The sequence below is a fragment of the Amycolatopsis sp. NPDC031561 genome (assembly GCF_055580625.1).
The window spans coordinates 64970-79904 of the sequence record NZ_JBVILA010000015.1 but is presented as its reverse complement, the minus strand read 5'-3'; the positions used below and the strand labels follow the sequence as shown (position 1 = coordinate 79904).

18 protein-coding genes are annotated in these 14935 nt (G+C 69.6%); 8 read left to right on the top strand and 10 right to left on the bottom strand.

The features are described from left to right. The first annotated feature begins 92 nt into the window (after positions 1–92). Positions 93–902, top strand: a complete 810-nt coding sequence (locus ACZ5IK_RS26670; protein ID WP_465490165.1) for a helix-turn-helix transcriptional regulator — start codon at positions 93–95, stop codon at positions 900–902. Here ACZ5IK_RS26670 and ACZ5IK_RS26665 read toward each other — a convergent pair. The 5 genes from ACZ5IK_RS26665 to ACZ5IK_RS26645 are packed head-to-tail and all read right to left on the bottom strand — an operon-like array spanning position 877 to position 4102. Further along, on the bottom strand, positions 877–1422 hold the full coding sequence (locus tag ACZ5IK_RS26665; protein WP_465490164.1) for a hypothetical protein: 546 nt from the start codon (positions 1420–1422) through the stop codon (positions 877–879). The two genes, ACZ5IK_RS26670 and ACZ5IK_RS26665, sit on opposite strands and share 26 nt — an antisense overlap. Then, entirely contained in the window at positions 1419–2147 is a 729-nt protein-coding gene (locus ACZ5IK_RS26660) for a hypothetical protein (protein WP_465490163.1), read from the bottom strand. Before ACZ5IK_RS26660 ends, ACZ5IK_RS26665 begins: the two co-directional genes overlap by 4 nt. After that, entirely contained in the window at positions 2147–2446 is a 300-nt protein-coding gene (locus ACZ5IK_RS26655; protein ID WP_465490162.1) for a hypothetical protein, read from the bottom strand. Before ACZ5IK_RS26655 ends, ACZ5IK_RS26660 begins: the two co-directional genes overlap by 1 nt. After that, on the bottom strand, positions 2443–3633 hold the full coding sequence (locus ACZ5IK_RS26650) for a PPE domain-containing protein (RefSeq protein ID WP_465490161.1): 1191 nt from the start codon (positions 3631–3633) through the stop codon (positions 2443–2445). The genes ACZ5IK_RS26655 and ACZ5IK_RS26650 overlap by 4 nt, the downstream gene beginning before the upstream one ends. Further along, a complete protein-coding gene (locus ACZ5IK_RS26645) occupies positions 3623–4102 on the bottom strand; it encodes a hypothetical protein (RefSeq protein WP_465490160.1) in 480 nt (159 codons plus the stop codon). The genes ACZ5IK_RS26650 and ACZ5IK_RS26645 overlap by 11 nt, the downstream gene beginning before the upstream one ends. Before the next feature lie 204 nt (positions 4103–4306). On the opposite strand from ACZ5IK_RS26645, the gene ACZ5IK_RS26640 reads away from it, so the two are divergent. Then, positions 4307–5725 (top strand): MFS transporter, encoded by a 1419-nt coding sequence (locus ACZ5IK_RS26640; RefSeq protein WP_465490159.1) that lies wholly within the window; start codon positions 4307–4309, stop codon positions 5723–5725. On the opposite strand, the gene ACZ5IK_RS26635 is transcribed toward ACZ5IK_RS26640, so the two are convergent. Then, on the bottom strand, positions 5714–6184 hold the full coding sequence (locus ACZ5IK_RS26635) for a MarR family winged helix-turn-helix transcriptional regulator (protein ID WP_465490158.1): 471 nt from the start codon (positions 6182–6184) through the stop codon (positions 5714–5716). The two genes, ACZ5IK_RS26640 and ACZ5IK_RS26635, sit on opposite strands and share 12 nt — an antisense overlap. Before the next feature lie 54 nt (positions 6185–6238). On the opposite strand from ACZ5IK_RS26635, the gene ACZ5IK_RS26630 reads away from it, so the two are divergent. Further along, positions 6239–6877 carry a DsbA family oxidoreductase gene (locus ACZ5IK_RS26630; protein WP_465490157.1) on the top strand — a complete coding sequence of 213 codons (639 nt, stop codon included), beginning with the start codon at positions 6239–6241 and terminating at the stop codon, positions 6875–6877. On the opposite strand, the gene ACZ5IK_RS26625 is transcribed toward ACZ5IK_RS26630, so the two are convergent. Continuing rightward, on the bottom strand, positions 6840–7604 hold the full coding sequence (locus ACZ5IK_RS26625; RefSeq protein WP_465490156.1) for an EI24 domain-containing protein: 765 nt from the start codon (positions 7602–7604) through the stop codon (positions 6840–6842). The two genes, ACZ5IK_RS26630 and ACZ5IK_RS26625, sit on opposite strands and share 38 nt — an antisense overlap. A 117-nt stretch (positions 7605–7721) precedes the next feature. On the opposite strand from ACZ5IK_RS26625, the gene ACZ5IK_RS26620 reads away from it, so the two are divergent. Beyond that, positions 7722–8894, top strand: a complete 1173-nt coding sequence (locus ACZ5IK_RS26620) for an MFS transporter (protein ID WP_465490155.1) — start codon at positions 7722–7724, stop codon at positions 8892–8894. Beyond that, complete coding sequence (locus tag ACZ5IK_RS26615) at positions 8891–9307, top strand: Dabb family protein (protein ID WP_465490154.1); 417 nt, start codon at positions 8891–8893, stop codon at positions 9305–9307. Before ACZ5IK_RS26620 ends, ACZ5IK_RS26615 begins: the two co-directional genes overlap by 4 nt. A 247-nt stretch (positions 9308–9554) precedes the next feature. Here the strand turns inward: ACZ5IK_RS26615 and ACZ5IK_RS26610 are convergent, their stop codons facing one another. Then, on the bottom strand, positions 9555–10415 hold the full coding sequence (locus ACZ5IK_RS26610) for an endonuclease/exonuclease/phosphatase family protein (protein ID WP_465490153.1): 861 nt from the start codon (positions 10413–10415) through the stop codon (positions 9555–9557). 129 nt (positions 10416–10544) lie between these two features. Here ACZ5IK_RS26610 and ACZ5IK_RS26605 point away from each other — a divergent pair, with 129 nt between their 5' ends. Further along, positions 10545–10940 carry a hypothetical protein gene (locus tag ACZ5IK_RS26605; protein WP_465490152.1) on the top strand — a complete coding sequence of 132 codons (396 nt, stop codon included), beginning with the start codon at positions 10545–10547 and terminating at the stop codon, positions 10938–10940. 213 nt (positions 10941–11153) lie between these two features. Here the strand turns inward: ACZ5IK_RS26605 and ACZ5IK_RS26600 are convergent, their stop codons facing one another. Both ACZ5IK_RS26600 and ACZ5IK_RS26595 read right to left on the bottom strand, forming a co-directional pair. Then, a complete protein-coding gene (locus tag ACZ5IK_RS26600; protein WP_465490151.1) occupies positions 11154–12191 on the bottom strand; it encodes a hypothetical protein in 1038 nt (345 codons plus the stop codon). 18 nt (positions 12192–12209) lie between these two features. Then, on the bottom strand, positions 12210–13058 hold the full coding sequence (locus tag ACZ5IK_RS26595; RefSeq protein ID WP_465490150.1) for a hypothetical protein: 849 nt from the start codon (positions 13056–13058) through the stop codon (positions 12210–12212). 119 nt (positions 13059–13177) lie between these two features. Here ACZ5IK_RS26595 and ACZ5IK_RS26590 point away from each other — a divergent pair, with 119 nt between their 5' ends. Together ACZ5IK_RS26590 and ACZ5IK_RS26585 are read left to right on the top strand one after the other, a co-directional pair. After that, positions 13178–13750, top strand: coding sequence for a TetR/AcrR family transcriptional regulator (locus tag ACZ5IK_RS26590; RefSeq protein WP_465490149.1), 573 nt, complete (start codon positions 13178–13180; stop codon positions 13748–13750). A gap of 8 nt (positions 13751–13758) precedes the next feature. Then, positions 13759–14889 carry an SGNH/GDSL hydrolase family protein gene (locus ACZ5IK_RS26585; protein ID WP_465490276.1) on the top strand — a complete coding sequence of 377 codons (1131 nt, stop codon included), beginning with the start codon at positions 13759–13761 and terminating at the stop codon, positions 14887–14889. The last annotated feature ends 46 nt before the right edge of the window (positions 14890–14935 follow it).

The window sequence follows — 14935 nt, the reverse complement described above, 5'->3', positions numbered from 1 at the left end:
CCCCTCCCCTTTTCGCCGCCACTCGGCGGGCACGATACCGATCGAACGGTGAAGATGAACGCGAAAACCCGACGAATCCGCGAACGGTGCCCATGACCGAACCAGAAGTCGCGACCGGACAGCTGATCGTCCGTGCCTCCGGCGCCGCAGCGGCGCGTGCGGCCATCCTCGGCGACCGCAAGGCGGGCCCGGACGGCATCCAGCTTCTCCTGCGGTGCACGGTTCCACGGGCTGTCGCCGAGGACGGTGCGAAACTCGGCTTCGCGGGCTGTGTTCTGCACGTGCTGCCGGTCGGCGGGCACGACGGCGAAGCGCCCGGCAGGCGCGGCGTCGTCATGCTGACCCTTCCGGCGGCGGAACTCTCGTTGTCCTTCACCGAATTGCGCCCATTGATGTTCCGCCCCGTCGACGTCGACGCGCCGCTGCGCACGTTGTTCTCCAGCGCGATCGCCCACGTCCTCGCGGTCGGCCCGTCGCTCGATCCGCACGGTCTCAGCCATCACCTGCGCGGACTCGCGGAACTGGTGCTGCGCAGTGTGCTGCGGGCCGAACTCGACCGCGCCGACGCGCTCGCGACCCGCCGGCGCGAGGCCGTCCGGTACATGCGCGACCATCTCGCCGATCCCTCGCTGAGCGCGGATCAGGTGGCCGAGGCGCTGTACATCTCCCGACGTCGGCTCTACCAGCTGTTCGACGACGGGCAGGGCATCTCCGAACGGATCAAGGGGTTGCGGGTCGAGCGGGCGAAGACCCTGCTGGCGGATCCGGCGAAGGCCGCGCGGGGGATCGCCGAGATCGCCAAGGACTGCGGCTTCGCCAGCGCGGCCCACTTCTCGCGCTCTTTCCGAAAGGCTGTCGGGGACACGCCCCGCGAGTTCAGGGAACGCGCGCTGGAGCACTGAGGTCCACTCCCGCGACGAGGGTGCCCGCGAGCGCGGCGACGTCCAGCCAGCCGCGGCCGCCGGGCGAGTGCAGGGTGAACACCGCGACACGCGGGCGTTCCGGGTCGAGCACGACGGCCTGCAACTGCGCGCCCGGCCCGTCCACGGCGATGCGCTCGACGATCACCACCGGATATCCGCGAGCCGTTGTCGCGGTGCTGACCTCGCGGATCCCCGGCGTGGTGTCGGCCGCGAACCAGCTCAGTTCCGCGGCGGCCTCGACGCTCAGCGGCCGCTCGACCGGGATCGACCCGGCGAGCAGCAACGCCGGGTCGGCGTCGCGATGCTCGGCGACCGCCAGCAGGCCCGCGCGGTGCTCGTGGGCGCGTTCGGCGGCCTGGATGGCGGCGGTTTCCAGCCCGAGGTCGCGTTCGGCGTCCGGGCCGCGGAGCCGGATGAGCAGCGCGTGCAGTTCGGCCGTCGTGCGTTCCACCGACGCCAGGGAGACCGGGGTGATTCCCGGGACCGCGGTGAGTTTCACCGGCCACCCAGGGAAACGGCCGCCGCGAAAGCACCGACCGCGCCGGAAGGCGGGGTGACGGCCGGACCGGGAGCGCGGGCCAGCGAAGCCGCGAGTTCTCTGCCCAGCAAGGAGAACCGTTCCATGCCGCTGGTGACTTCGGCGAAGAGCGCGGTGCCGCCCGGTGCTTCACCCAAGGCCGATCCGGGCTCGCCGAGCGCCCTCAGCCGGGCTTCGACGCGCGACGCTTCGGCCCGGTGGCTCGCTTCCAGCGCCCGGGCTTGCTCCAGGACACGGTCGAGTTCGCGCCGCACGTCCTCGTGGCGCGTTTTCGCCGCCGTGAGATCGGCCTGTGCCGCCGCCGCGCCGACGGCGAACTGGACTGCCGTTTCCGCGATCTCGACGGCGTCCGCCGCTTCGGTGAGCGCCCGCCGCAGCGCCAAAGCCCGCCGGTCGAGTTGCTCGGCTCGCCGTACTCCGGCCACGACGGTGCCCGCCCAGGCGGTGAGGATGTCCGCCGTGGCACGAAGAACGGCGGGCGCGGGTTCGAGCGCCGTCCTCGCCGCGGCGGCACGGGCGGCGACGGTTCCGGCGGCGTCACCCTCCCATTCACGCGGCACTTCGATCCGGACGGCGGTCGCCGCGTCGAGTTTCGCGGCCGCCTCCGAACACCGCTGGGCAGCGGCCGCGACGGCGTCCGCGTCGCCCGGAACCGGGTCGAAACCGAGACCCCTGAACTCGGGCATCAGGAGCCCCCGTCCGCACGCCGCAGTGCCCGGACGGCGTCGTCGTCGGTGTCCTCATAGGACTTCGCCGCGGTGAGGATCCCGGCCGCCGCACCGGCGAACTCGGCGCGCGTCGCCGCGAAGGAGCCCGACCAAGGCCGGATCAGCGCGTCGAGTGCGAGTGCGATCCCGGGTGGCCCCAGATCACCCGCGGCGACGCCGTCCGTCAGCCGCGCGGCGTCGCCCAGGTCTTCCGCGACGTCTTCGAACCGCCGCGCGAGCACCCGCAGTCGCTCCGGCTCGGCGCGGTAGCCGCTCATTCGCCGAACACCGGCGGATAGGCGGGCGGGAGATCGTCGAGGAGGTCGTATCCGCTGCCGTAGCGGTCGCGGTGTTCCTTCTCCTCTTCCCGCTGGGTGCCGGTCATCGGCGGGTACATGCCGAATCCCGCTCCCCCGGCGCCGCCTCGGGCACCTGCGGCACCCTGGCCGAATCCCCCGGCGGCCGGAGCTGCCGCGCCACCGAAACCACCCACGAAACCCGCGCCAGTTCCCCTGCCACCGCCTCTGGCTGCGCCCTCGACGGAGAGGGCACCTCCAGGCAGGGAGGAACCGGGACCGTATCCCGGTCCGCCGACACCGGCCGTCCCTCCGGGCGGGAGGTCGACGACTCCGGCCGAGGCCGCGTACGTGGCGCTGTCATCGGGGTTCACGACGTCCGGTCCGGAGGTGTCCGGTGACGGAACCGGGGCCGGGACTGGCGGCGGTGCACCAGGCGTGGGCCGGGGCGGCACGGCTACGACGGGTGCGACGGGCTGTGCCACGGGTGGCTGCGGCACCTGGATTTCGGCCGCTTTCGGCGGGGCCTCGAACATCGGCGGGAGCCGGTGCCGGACGTCGTGGCTGGCGTGTTCGTACTGTTCCATGACCCGGACGGCTTCGGCCTTGGCCCGGTCCGCCTCCCGTTTGGTCGGGAGCTGGTCGTCGAGCAGCGCGTCCATCATGTACGCGCCATTCGGACCGTCGAGCGCCTTCACCGCGTAGCCCTCTCGGAACAGGCGTTCGGCGACGTAGTGCACCGGCTCCGGCATCTTCATGCGGGCTTCGGTGACCGCCGAGGTGTAGGCGTCGAGGCCGTCGCCGATGTGCTGGGAGCTTTGTGCGGCCTCACTGCCCCAGGTGGTGAGGCGGTGCGCGGACTCGGCTGCCTGCGCCGAAGACGGGCCGTGCCAGGACAGCGCCAGCTTCTGCACGATGATCCGCACCTCGGCGGTAACCGTGTCGATGCCCAGGGCCAGCTCATTCCAGCGATCCGTCTGTTCCGTCAGCTTCGACGGCTCGGCGGATTTGATCATGTCCCACAACTGACTGTGGTGGTAGCACTCCCAGTTGATCTTCCCGAACGCGCCTTCCTTCAGGTTGGCCTCCCGGCTGCGGGCCACCTTCTTCTGCTTGGCAATTGCCCGGGCGCTCAGCGGATGTTTTTCGGTGTAGTACTCACGGCCCATCGGTCCCCCTCACCACGGCGTCGACGGCGGACGCGTTCGCTTCGTCGGTGCGGACGTGCCGCTCGGCGACCAGGCTGATCGCGGCACGGAACGCGGCGAGTTCGGCCAGATAGGACTCGAGCGCGACCTGCACCCCACCTTCCTCAGCCCCGCCCCGGCGGGCGAACGACCGGCGCATCGGCACGGACACGGGGCCCTTGCCGTCGGCCAGCGGGGTCCCCAGCTTGCGGGCCTCCACCAAGTGCTCCTCCAGCACCTGTTGGCGGTCGTCCAACGCCTTCAGCGCGTCCGCGATCTCCGCGTGGTCCAGTTCGATGCGGTTCGAGCCGTCGGCGACGATCTCCGCCGCGCCCTCACCCGTCGGCTTTTCGACCTGATCGGCCTTGCCGACCGGACCGGACGGCCGCCGATGCTCGCGCAGCTCTTCGCGGATCCGCTCGGCCTCCGCCTTGTTGTGCACCTTGACCATGTCGTGCGCTCCCTCTCGTCACCGACGCGGACATCCTCCCCGTTCCGGCGTGCCAAGACCAGTGCCGGATGCACGCCGGGACACGAACCGTGCACAGCCGGTCAACCGGCACGAAACAAGGCCCTGGCAACACAGTCGCGCCACCCCTATAGTCTGTTTCACAGATGATCTGCAAGTCAGATGAATATCGAGGGGGTCCAACCGATGTTCGACGACCCCGGCCCGCGTGGCCGGTCACGACGGCTCGCACTCGTCGTGCTGTGCCTGGCTTCGCTGATGGTGGTGCTCGACGGCACGATCGCGGTGGTGGCCTTGCCCTCCAACCAGGCCGATCTCGGCTTCACTCCGTCGAATCTGGCCTGGATCGTGAACGCCTACCTCGTGCCCTTCGGCGGGCTGCTCCTGTTCTCCGGCAGGCTGGGTGACCTGATCGGCAGGCGACGGGTGTTCGTGATCGGGCTGACCGTCTTCACTGTCGCGTCCCTGCTCTGTGGCTTGGCGAGCGACCAGGCCACGCTCGTCGCCTTCCGCTGCCTGCAAGGCATCGGTGGCGCGCTCACCACGTCGGTCGCGCTCGGCATGATCGTCACGCTCTTCCCCGGACAACCCGAGCAGGGCAAGGCACTCGGGCTCTTCGGCTTCGTCCAGGCGGGCGGGGCGTCCCTCGGCATGATCCTGGGAGGCGTGCTCACGCAGGGTCTCAGCTGGCACTGGACGATGCTGGTGAACGTGCCCATCGTCATCGTCGTCGTCCTCGCGACGTTCGCGGTCATCGAGCGCGACGGCGGCGCGGGCCTGCGAGCGGGTGTCGACGTCATCGGAGCGGCGCTGGTGACCTCGGGCGCGATGCTGCTGGTCTACGTCATCGTCGACACCGGCGAGCCCGTCCGGCGCTGGTCCTCGCTCGCGCTCGCGGTGCTTTTGCCGGCGGGTTTCGTCCTTCGCCAGAAGAAGGCGCCGATACCGCTGATGCCGCTGGGGTTGTTCCGCTCCCGCCCGGTGACCGGCGGGAACATCGTCATGATCCTCATGGTGGCGGGCATGATGGGCTTGCAGTTCCTCACCGCCCTCTACCTGCAACAGGTTCTCGAGCTGGACGCGCTCACCACCGGATTCGCCTTCCTGCCGACACCGGTCACGAACGCCGTCGTCGCGCTCTGGCTCGGGCCGCGGCTGATCGGCCGTTTCGGCACCCGCCCTGTCCTCGCCGGTGGTCTCCTCGTCGCGGCGGCGGGACTGGCGCTGCTGACCCGGGTCCCGGTCGACGGGCTCTACTCCACCGACGTGCTCCCGCCGCTCCTGCTGGCCGGGATCGGGATGGGCGCCGCGGTACCCGCCGTCATCGGCACCGCCATGTCGGCCGGATCGCCGGAACACACCGGTGTCGCCTCGGGTCTGGTGAACACCACCCTGCAGATCGGCGCGGCCATGGGCACCGCCGTACTGGCGACCGTCGCCGCTTCCCGCACCTCGTCACTGGCCGAAACCGGTGTGGGACAACGGGAAGCGGCGGCGTCCGGCTTCCGGGTGGCCTATCTGGGGAGCGCGGTCTTCGTCGTGCTGGCCGTCATCGCAGCACTCGTGTTCGTGCCGGCGCGGACGGAGTCCCTCTCACGTGGCTGAGCGCAGGTTATGCGCGACGACGGCGCGCAGCATCTCCCGGAACCGGTCCTGGTCCTTCCCCGTCAACGGAGCCAGCACCTCGGCCTCCGCGGCCAGGATCGCTTCCTTGGTCTTGTCCAGCAGCTTCCGGCCCGCCTCGGTGCCCAGGACCAGTTTGTTCCGCCTGTCACCCGGGTCCACCGTACGTTCCACCAGCCCGGCGGACACCAGGTCGTCGACCAGGTACACCATCACCGTGCGGTCGATGCCGAGTTGCTTGCCCAGCTGCGCCTGGTTTCGCGCGCTCCCGCGCACCGCGCCGCACAGGGCCTGGAAGCCGCGCAAGCCGTGCGGGACCTCGGAGACCGCGTCCTCAAGAACGGATCCGTGCGCCTGGCATGCTTGCCCGAGGAGCCAGCCGAGGTTGTCATCCAGCCCTTGCGGGAGCGCGTCGATCGCCGAACCTGTCACCCGGCCCATGCTAGCGCGTGAGCACAGATCGTCTTCTCGACAGAGTATTCCCGGAGGTGGAACATGCGGGTAGAAGTGTGGTCCGACGTCGGCTGCCCGTGGTGTTACCTGGGCAAACGCCGCCTGGACAAAGCGATCGGCCGGTTCGAACACGCTGGTGACGTCGAGGTCGTGTGGCGCAGCTTCCAACTCGCCCCGCACTACCCGCACGGCGCGGCCCGGCCGCTCTACGAGGCTCTCATCGAGCAGACGGGTGGAACCCTCGCCGAGGTGCGGTCGATGGTCGGCAAGGTCGACGCGCCCGCGGCGACCGAGGGGCTGACGTATGACTTCGACAGTGCCTACCTGTGCAACACCTTCGACGCCCACCGTGTCGCGCAGTTCGCGGGAAGGCACGGGCTCGGCGCCCGTGCCCACGAACGGCTGCTGCACGCGCTTCTGGTCGACGGTGAGATCCTCGACGACACCGAGACCCTCGTCCGCCTAGCGGTCGAGATCGGCTTGGACGCCGAAGAGACGCGCCAGGTCCTGGCCGGAGACGACTACGCCGACGCGGTCCGGGAAGACGCTCGTGAGGCGAGGCGACTGGGTGCCGGCGGAGCGCCGTTCTTCGTCTTCGACCGCACCCTCGGCATCTCCGGCGCGGAGTCGGTCGACGTCTTCCTCAGCGTACTTCGTGAGGTTCACGCACGGTCGGCGTGAGGACTTCGCGGGCGACGAGCACCCCACCGACGAAGCCCATGGGCATCACGATCAGCGCGGCGAAGGGGATCAGGCACAGCAGCGACACAGGAAGCCCCAGCCCGAGGGCGAGCGCACGGCGCTTCCGCAGCACCAGCCGACGCTGCTTCAGATCCATCCCCCGCCGGTAGAACGGCACGGCGATCAGTTCCAGCGCCAGGAACCACGCGGTGACCAGTGCCAGCAGGACCGGCACGACGGTCTGCCCCACCACGGGGATGAAGCCTGCGATCAGGAGCGGGATCGTGAACATCAGCGAGCGCAGGACCAGCAGCAGACCGTCCTTCAGGCCCATCACCAGCAACCGCCACCCCGACAACTCCACCGCGCCGGGAACGCCGCCGAGATCGTCTTCGACCTTCTCCGCGATGTGCTCGTAGAACGGCCCGCCGATGGCGAGGGTGATCGCCGTGAACCCGATCATGGCGACGGCCAGCGCCACCCCGAACACCGCGGCACCCGCCGCCACCCGCACCGCGGTCCGCAAACCCTCGTCCCAGTCATCCGCGAAGGGAGTCAGCAGCAGCGAAAGGTCGTCGATCCAGAACGCCAGCGCGACGACTCCGCCGAGGAGCAGCAGCGTGGTCAGCACCGCGGGCAGCGCCCCGATCAGCAGCAGTCTCGGTGACCGCAGCAGGATGCCCAGGCCTTGCCCGAACATCCGGAAACCCTTGAAGAAATCCCGCATCGGACATTTCTACCAGGGGCCGTGATCACGACCGCCCCCACCGGCTGCGTCGGCGAACCGCGGAGATAGGCGATTTTCACCGACGCGAGCCCGGGGCGCCGCTGCGAGGTTGGTGGCGTGACGAACCGAGCAGCCACCTTGACGCCGACACGCCTGGCCCGCGGCACCGTGCTGGCGGCGGCAACGCTGACCATCATGGCTGCGGCGATCATCGCGCCCAGCCTGCCCGCGATGCGGGAGGTCTTCGCCGGTACACCCGGCTCCGGGCTTCTCGTGCGGCTGGCGCTGACCGTGACCTCGCTCGCGATCGCGATCAGCGCGCCGCTGTCCGGGATCGTCGCCGACCGCGTCGGGCGCCGACCGCTGCTGCTGGCCGGGCTCGTGCTCTACGCGATCACCGGCACGGCCGGGTTCTTCGTGAGCGACCTCTCCCTGCTGCTGGTCACCCGGGCCGGGCTCGGGCTCGCCGTCGGCGGGATCATGACCGCAATCAGCGCCCTGATCACCGACTGGTTCGAAGGCTCCGGCCGCGCGTCCTTCCTCGGGCTCCAGCAGGCGTTCGCGAGCCTGGGCGGTGTCGTCTTCCTGCCGCTGGCCGGGCTGCTCGCCACGGTGAACTGGCAGGCACCGTTCTGGATGTACTCGGCCTCGGCGATCGTGGCCGTCTTCGCGATCGTCTCCGTGCGTGAACCGCCGCGGAGCGATCCCACGGTGCGTGAAGACCAGCGGGCCCGGCTGCCCGGGCGCATCATCGGCGTGTACGTCCTGGCCCTGGTCGCGACGCTGGTCTTCTACATGGCGCCGACGCAGTTGCCGTTCCTGCTGGAAGGTTTCGGCAGCGGTCCCGCCGCCATCGGCGCCGTGGTCGCCGGGAGCACGCTGACCAGCGTAGCCGGCGCCCTCGCCTTCCCTCGCCTGCGCAAACGACTGAACTCCACGGCGATCACCACCGTCAGCGTCGCCCTCCTGGGCGCGGGCTGGCTGGTGATCGGAACGGCGGGCACCGTCGTCCAGGTCGTGGCCGGACTGCTCGTCGGTGGTTTCGGCGTCGGCTTCGTCGTCCCGAACCTCAACCTGCGCCTGGCCGAGTTCGCCGGTCCCGGGCAACGCGGCCGGGTGCTCAGCGGCCTGGTCACCGGGATCTTCCTCGGGCAGTTCCTGTCCCCGCTCGTCGTCCAGCCACTCATCCAGACCATCGGCATCGACGGTGCCTTCACCTCGACCGGCATCGCGATGGCGACCGGAGCGGCACTCGCCGCTCTTCTCTCGAAACGAAAGGAAGCACGATGATCTACCACGGCAACCGTTTCACCCTCCGGCCCGGCGCCTCGCCGGAACAGGTCGAGGAAGCTTTGGAAAGCCTCCGCAATCAGGGCCGGGTCATCCCGTCGGTGAAATCCTTCGTCGTCGGCCGCGATTTCGGCGGCGAGTACGAATGGGGCGCCGTCTTCGTGATCGAGGATCTCGAAGGCTACTGGGAGTACCTCATCCACCCGGCGCACCGGAACACCGACCGGGTCGGGCTGCCGCTGGTCGACAAGTTCGCGTCCTTCGACATCACCGACGACCCGGACCCCGAGATGGCCACGAAGATCGCCGAACTGCACCAGCGCCGCTACGACAACGACGCCGAGCTGACCAAGCTGGTCTCCGATCTCGGCGAGTACTCCGGCAGCGCCGCCCCGGGAAAGCACAGCGACTGACGATGACGGGCGCATTCGCGAAACTGGCCGAGTCCTGGGTGGCGATCTGGAACGGCGACCTGGCGCTGACCGAAACCACCGTGCCCGAGGACTTCACCTGGCACGCGGCCCCGCTCGACGGCGGGCCGGTGCGTTTCCTTCCACGGCAAGGACATCCTGCGCGTGGCCGACGGGCTGATCGCGGAATACTGGATCAACGCGGACATCCTCTGGCTCTTCGAGCAGCTGGGAGTGCGCGAACTCCCCGTCAGGACACCGTGAACGCGCTGAGCACGGCCAGGTGGTCCGACGGCCAGCCCGACCCGCCGCCGAAGGTCCGGGTGCTCTTGGGCGTGATCGATCCGCCGCGGTAGAAGACGAAGTCGATCCGGTCCTGCGGCTCCGGCCTGCCCTGGTTGTCCTTGACCACCGGCGACCAGGTGTCGCCGGGATCGGCGACGGGGTCGGGCCGCAGCTTCCGGTACGAATCGGTGAAGCCGCGAGCGGTGAACGCCTTCGTCGTCGGCCAGGCCACCTCGTAGCCGCAGTGCCTGGACTTGGCGGCCGCGGTCCAGTCCTGATGGGACGGGCTGTTGAGGTCGCCGGCGACGATGCCGGGGCTGCTGCCCGTCCATTCCGCGATCTGCTCGGCCTGACGGCGGCGGTTCGTCTCGTCGGCGAGGATCGTGCTGACCCCGTCCTTGTCGAAGCACGCGTTGTACGGGCCGTATTTCGTGTAGTCCAGGTGGATCGAGTAGACCCAGACCCCGGCGATCTTCGCCGTGATGGCCCGCGCGCCCGTGTCGTTCCACGATTTCCAGTCGGTGTCCTGGATCGGCAGCGCGCTGATCACATCGATGTCCCAGCCGGGCTCGGTGTGCTGCCAGCCCAGCGCGTCTGCGATGGCTTCGGTGGCGCCGCCGCCGGTCTCCGAAAGCGCCACCACGTTCGCGCCCGAAGCCCGGATCTGGTTCACCACAGAGCCGATACCGCCGTGCGAGCCCTGCATCCAGATGTTGAAGCTCAGCACGGTCAGGTTCGTGGCGGCCGAGGCCGGAGCGGCGGTGCCGGCCATCGTGAGCAAGAGGACGGCGAGGACACCCGCGAGGCGGCGTTTGGCAGAGGTCACGGGATCTTGGTCTACCGGTGGGTCGGGGCGAAGTCCAGCCGTCAGACGAGTGTTCAACGACTGGACACTTCGGGCGAACGCGCCGCCGTCCGGCTGTGACGCCGGACGAACACTGGCAGGCTCGTCCGCGTGAATCCCTTAGGCGACTCCCAGATCAAGCTGTCGCGGCTCGCGCGGGAGCTGGCGCTCACGGATCTCGCCCGATCCGAAGAGGTCCTCCGGTCCATGACGGACATGGATCTCCGCGGCCCCACCGGCAAGGGCATCGCCGAGCGGGCGGCCGCGAGCGACCCTCTCGGAGCCGCACGGATCGCGAAGGCCATCCCCGATGCAGGCGGCGACGGTTTCTACGACGCGGCGACCGCGCTGATCACGGTCGCCTGGACGGCGGCAGGGACGGACAAGACTCTCGGCCGCAGCCTTTTCGACGACGCCGAGCGTCTCGCCCACAGCATCAAGTCCGAGCACGGCAAGAAGGCCGCGCTGGACCTCCTCCACAAGTGGAAGGCTCATCGCGGGCTCTAGCCAGGGGTAGGCCAAAGGTGACGTGGGCGAGTGGGGAAGATTCCGGACCTTCAACGTCCTCAATCTTCCCCACTCGACGGGTGCAGACCAAAACACCCGCCTCGACGATGTAGGAATCGGGACACTCAACGTCCCGATTCCTACATCGTCGACATCCGACAATCGCTGAGTCCTCACCCTCGCGCAGGCCAGGTCACGACCACAGGCGCGGCCCTAGCCACCATCCGCGAGTGAGCCGCTCCCCCCGGGACCGGTCACGATGACGCGGCTGCTCACGACGTTCCCGAACGGGACGATCGTGACCTGCCAGGTCTGCGGCGAGCCGACGTCGATCGTGGTCGTCGCCCGCTTGACCAGGGCCGGGAGGCCGTCGACGGCCAGGGTGCGGAGGTCGAACCGCGGCACCTGGGCGTCGCTCGGCGCGAAGACCACGGTCAGCCGTCGCTCTTCGACCACCACGGTGACCACCTGCGAAACGTCCGCGGCCTGCGCCAGCGAGTCGATCGCCCGGCGCAACTCCCCCTCGCCCAGCAGCGATTGTCCGACGGTGACGGTGGCCGAGCCCGACGAAGACGTGGTCACGCTGGACGACGTCGAGGACTGCGTCTCTTCCGACCCGGTACGGGACTCCGGGCCGAACAGTTCCGCACGGAACAGGAACAGCACGAGTGCCGCCCCGAGCAGCACTCCGAAGAGCGTGAGCGCACCGTATCCGCAGCCCTCCGGCCGCTCTTGCACCAGACTGGTCTCCGGCGCGGATTCGATCACGGCGCCGGCGGCGCGGCGCTCCCACTCCGGCGACGGCCGGTCCACGATCCGCGCCTTCCACGGCCGGTCAGGCGGGTACTGGATGACGAGGATGCCGCCGGGCCGGTGGTTCGGGATGTCCACCAGGTTGACGCCGTGCTGGATCTTGAGGCGGTACGTCGCCGCGCCGTCGGGGGCGACGGTGAGGTCGAAGTCGACCGGGATGTCGCCCGATTCCGTGCCGCTGGCCCGCAGGCTCTCGATCTTGGCGAGCGCGACCACCGGGACGATCGCCGCCTCGCGGGCGCGGCGCGGTGCCCCGGCGAGGTAGAGCAGGATTCCGTAGACGACGGGGAGCCCCAGACCGGCGATGATCAGCGGGACGTACTCGATGATGATGCCGACCACGAAGGCGCACAGGGTCGTCCCGATGACGATCCCGGACAGGAATCCGCGGACGAGGGCGAGCGGGCCAGGGCGGGCGGGTTCGGGGACAGCCGACATGAACGTGACTCCAGACTTTCAGGCCGCGGGCAGCCAGTCGCTGAGGGCGGGGCAGCGCCGGAGCGCCACGAAGATCTTCTTGTCGTCGGCCGGTGACGCCGGGTCGAACAGCACTTCGGCGGTGGCGATGGTGGTGTCCCGGGTGCGGCGAGTCACCCAGTGCCGGACACCCGCGACGTCGACGAAGCACAGCGTGACGGTGGTGCCGACGACCCTGGTTCCCGATTCGTCCCCGCCGACGTGCACCTTCACGTCGACGATCTGAGCAGGTACCCGGCGGCCGTAGGCCAGCAGCCAGTCCCTGGTCCGGACCATCTCGGAGTACCGGCGCGAGACGCGGATGGCGTACCACAGCACGAAAAAGGTCAGGACGAGCATGAGCGCGGGCACCCACCGGTCCGCGTAGTACAGCAGCCATCCCCAGAATCCCCACTTCTCGTCCGTGTGGAAGACCGGGTCGACCGCGATGCCGACGGCGAGCGGCGGAAGCCACTCCCGCGACGATTCCCAGGTGCCGAGGGTACTCGCGGCGAACAGCAGGACGACCGGGAACACCGGCCCCGACGGGCGGCCCTGGTAGCGCTTCATGGCGGTACTGGCGAGGGACACCCCGGCGATACCGCCGAAGACGGCGAAGGTTCCCCACACCACGCCATACGGCGGGTCACCGTCGGCGCGGTCGTCGAAAACGCTGTCGATCGCCATGGTCCGGAACACCTCGACGAAGGAGCCGAACCCGCGCCCGGCCACGAATCCGCTCACCACGGCGACGGCCGAGGCCACGATCGCGCCGACGAGCAGGCGCCGGTCTCCCCTCCAGCGCTCGATGCGGTCGCGCCGGGCCTGGGCCGGGTCCACTGTGTTCATCACGCTCACCTCCGTTCGAGCTGCGCCCAGCTTCCGTCAGGGCGGCCGCTACCGAACCCAGGTTTTGCTTCCTAAGAGCATTAGGCAAATCCCGAATGGACTATGGTAGCCTGGCGAACATGGTGCGAGCAGGGCTGACCACGGAGCGCGTGGTCCTGGTGGGAGCGGAGATGGCCGACGAGGTCGGCTTCGAGCAGGTGACCCCGACGGAGGTCGCCAAGCGATGCGGCGTCAAGACGGCGAGCCTGTATTCGCACGTGAAGAGCGCCCACGAGCTGAAGACCGGGATCGCCCTGCTGGCCTTGGCCGAACTCGCCGATCTGACCGCGACAGCGGTGGCGGGTCTGGCGGGCCGGGACGCGCTGATCGCCTTGGCGAACGTCCACCGCGACTACGCCCTCGAACATCCCGGCCGGTTCGCCGCCGCGAGGTTCCGGCTCGCCCCGGAACAAGCCGTCACCAGCGCGGGCGTCCGGCACGCCGAGTTGATGCGCGCGATCCTGCGCGGTTACGACCTGGCCGAACCGCACCAGACACACGCCGTACGGCTGCTGGGCAGTGTCTTCAGCGGCTTCGTCGGATTGGAGTCCGCCGGCGGCTTCAGTCACAGCACCCCCGGCTCGCAGGAGAGCTGGACCGAAATCCTCGACGCGCTCGACGTCCTGCTGCGCGCTTGGCCCCGAAGGAAATGAACAAGGAAATGCTCACCACCCCGATCACCTCCGACCTCGTCCGCGGCGCCCTCGACTTGGAGCGCACGGAACGCGGCGTACTCCCCCACCGGTTGCCCGCGCGGGCTCGGCAGCAGATCCCCGACGGCCAGCTGGCCATGGCGGAATCGCAGCCGTCCGGTGTCCGGCTGGCCTTCCGTACCACGGCCACACACGTCGAACTGGACGTCATCGCCACCAAGCGGGTCTACGTCGGCGTGCCGCCCCGGCCCGACGGCGTCTACGAACTGCTCGTCGACGGGAGCCTCGCCGGACGAGCCAGCGTGACCGAAGGCGACACGCTCACCATCGACATGACCGACGGCAGCATGCGAACCCAGCCCGGTCCCGTGCGCACCCTGCGCTTCGCCGGCCTGCCCGGTGACGAGAAGGACGTCGAGATCTGGTTGCCGCACGACGAAACCACTCAGCTGGTCGCCTTGCGCACCGACGCGACCGTCCACAGTGCACAGACCGGCGGTCGCAAGACCTGGCTGCACCACGGCAGCTCCATCAGTCACGGCTCCAACGCGGCGACCCCGACCGGAACGTGGCCCGCCGTGGCCTCGGCCCTCGCCGGGGTGGAGCTGGTCAACCTGGGTTTCGGCGGCAGCGCGCTGCTCGACCCGTTCACCGCCCGCGCCATGCGGGACACACCCGCCGCCCTGATCAGCGTCAAGATCGGCATCAACCTCGTCAACTCCGACGCGATGCGCCTGCGCGCGTTCGTCCCGGCCGTGCACGGTTTCCTCGACACCATCCGGGAAGGGCACCCCACCACGCCGCTGCTGGTCGTCTCGCCGATCCACTGCGCGATTCACGAGCACACGCCGGGACCCTGCGCCGTCGCGATGAGCGAGGGAAAGCTGCGGTTCAAGGCCACCGGCGACCCCGCCGAGACCGCCGCGGGAAAGCTGACGCTCACCACGATCCGCGGCGAGCTCGCCCGCATCGTCAAGGAGCGAAGCGCGACCGATCCGAACCTGCGTTACCTCGACGGCCTCACCCTGTACGGCGAAGCGGACCAGGCCGCCATGCCACTGCCCGACGACCTCCATCCGGACGCGGCCACGCACCGGCTCATCGGGGAACGCTTCGCCCGGCTCGCCTTCGACGACTGATCCTGGACAAGGGAAACGCTCACGACCCCGTAGAGAACCCCGTATC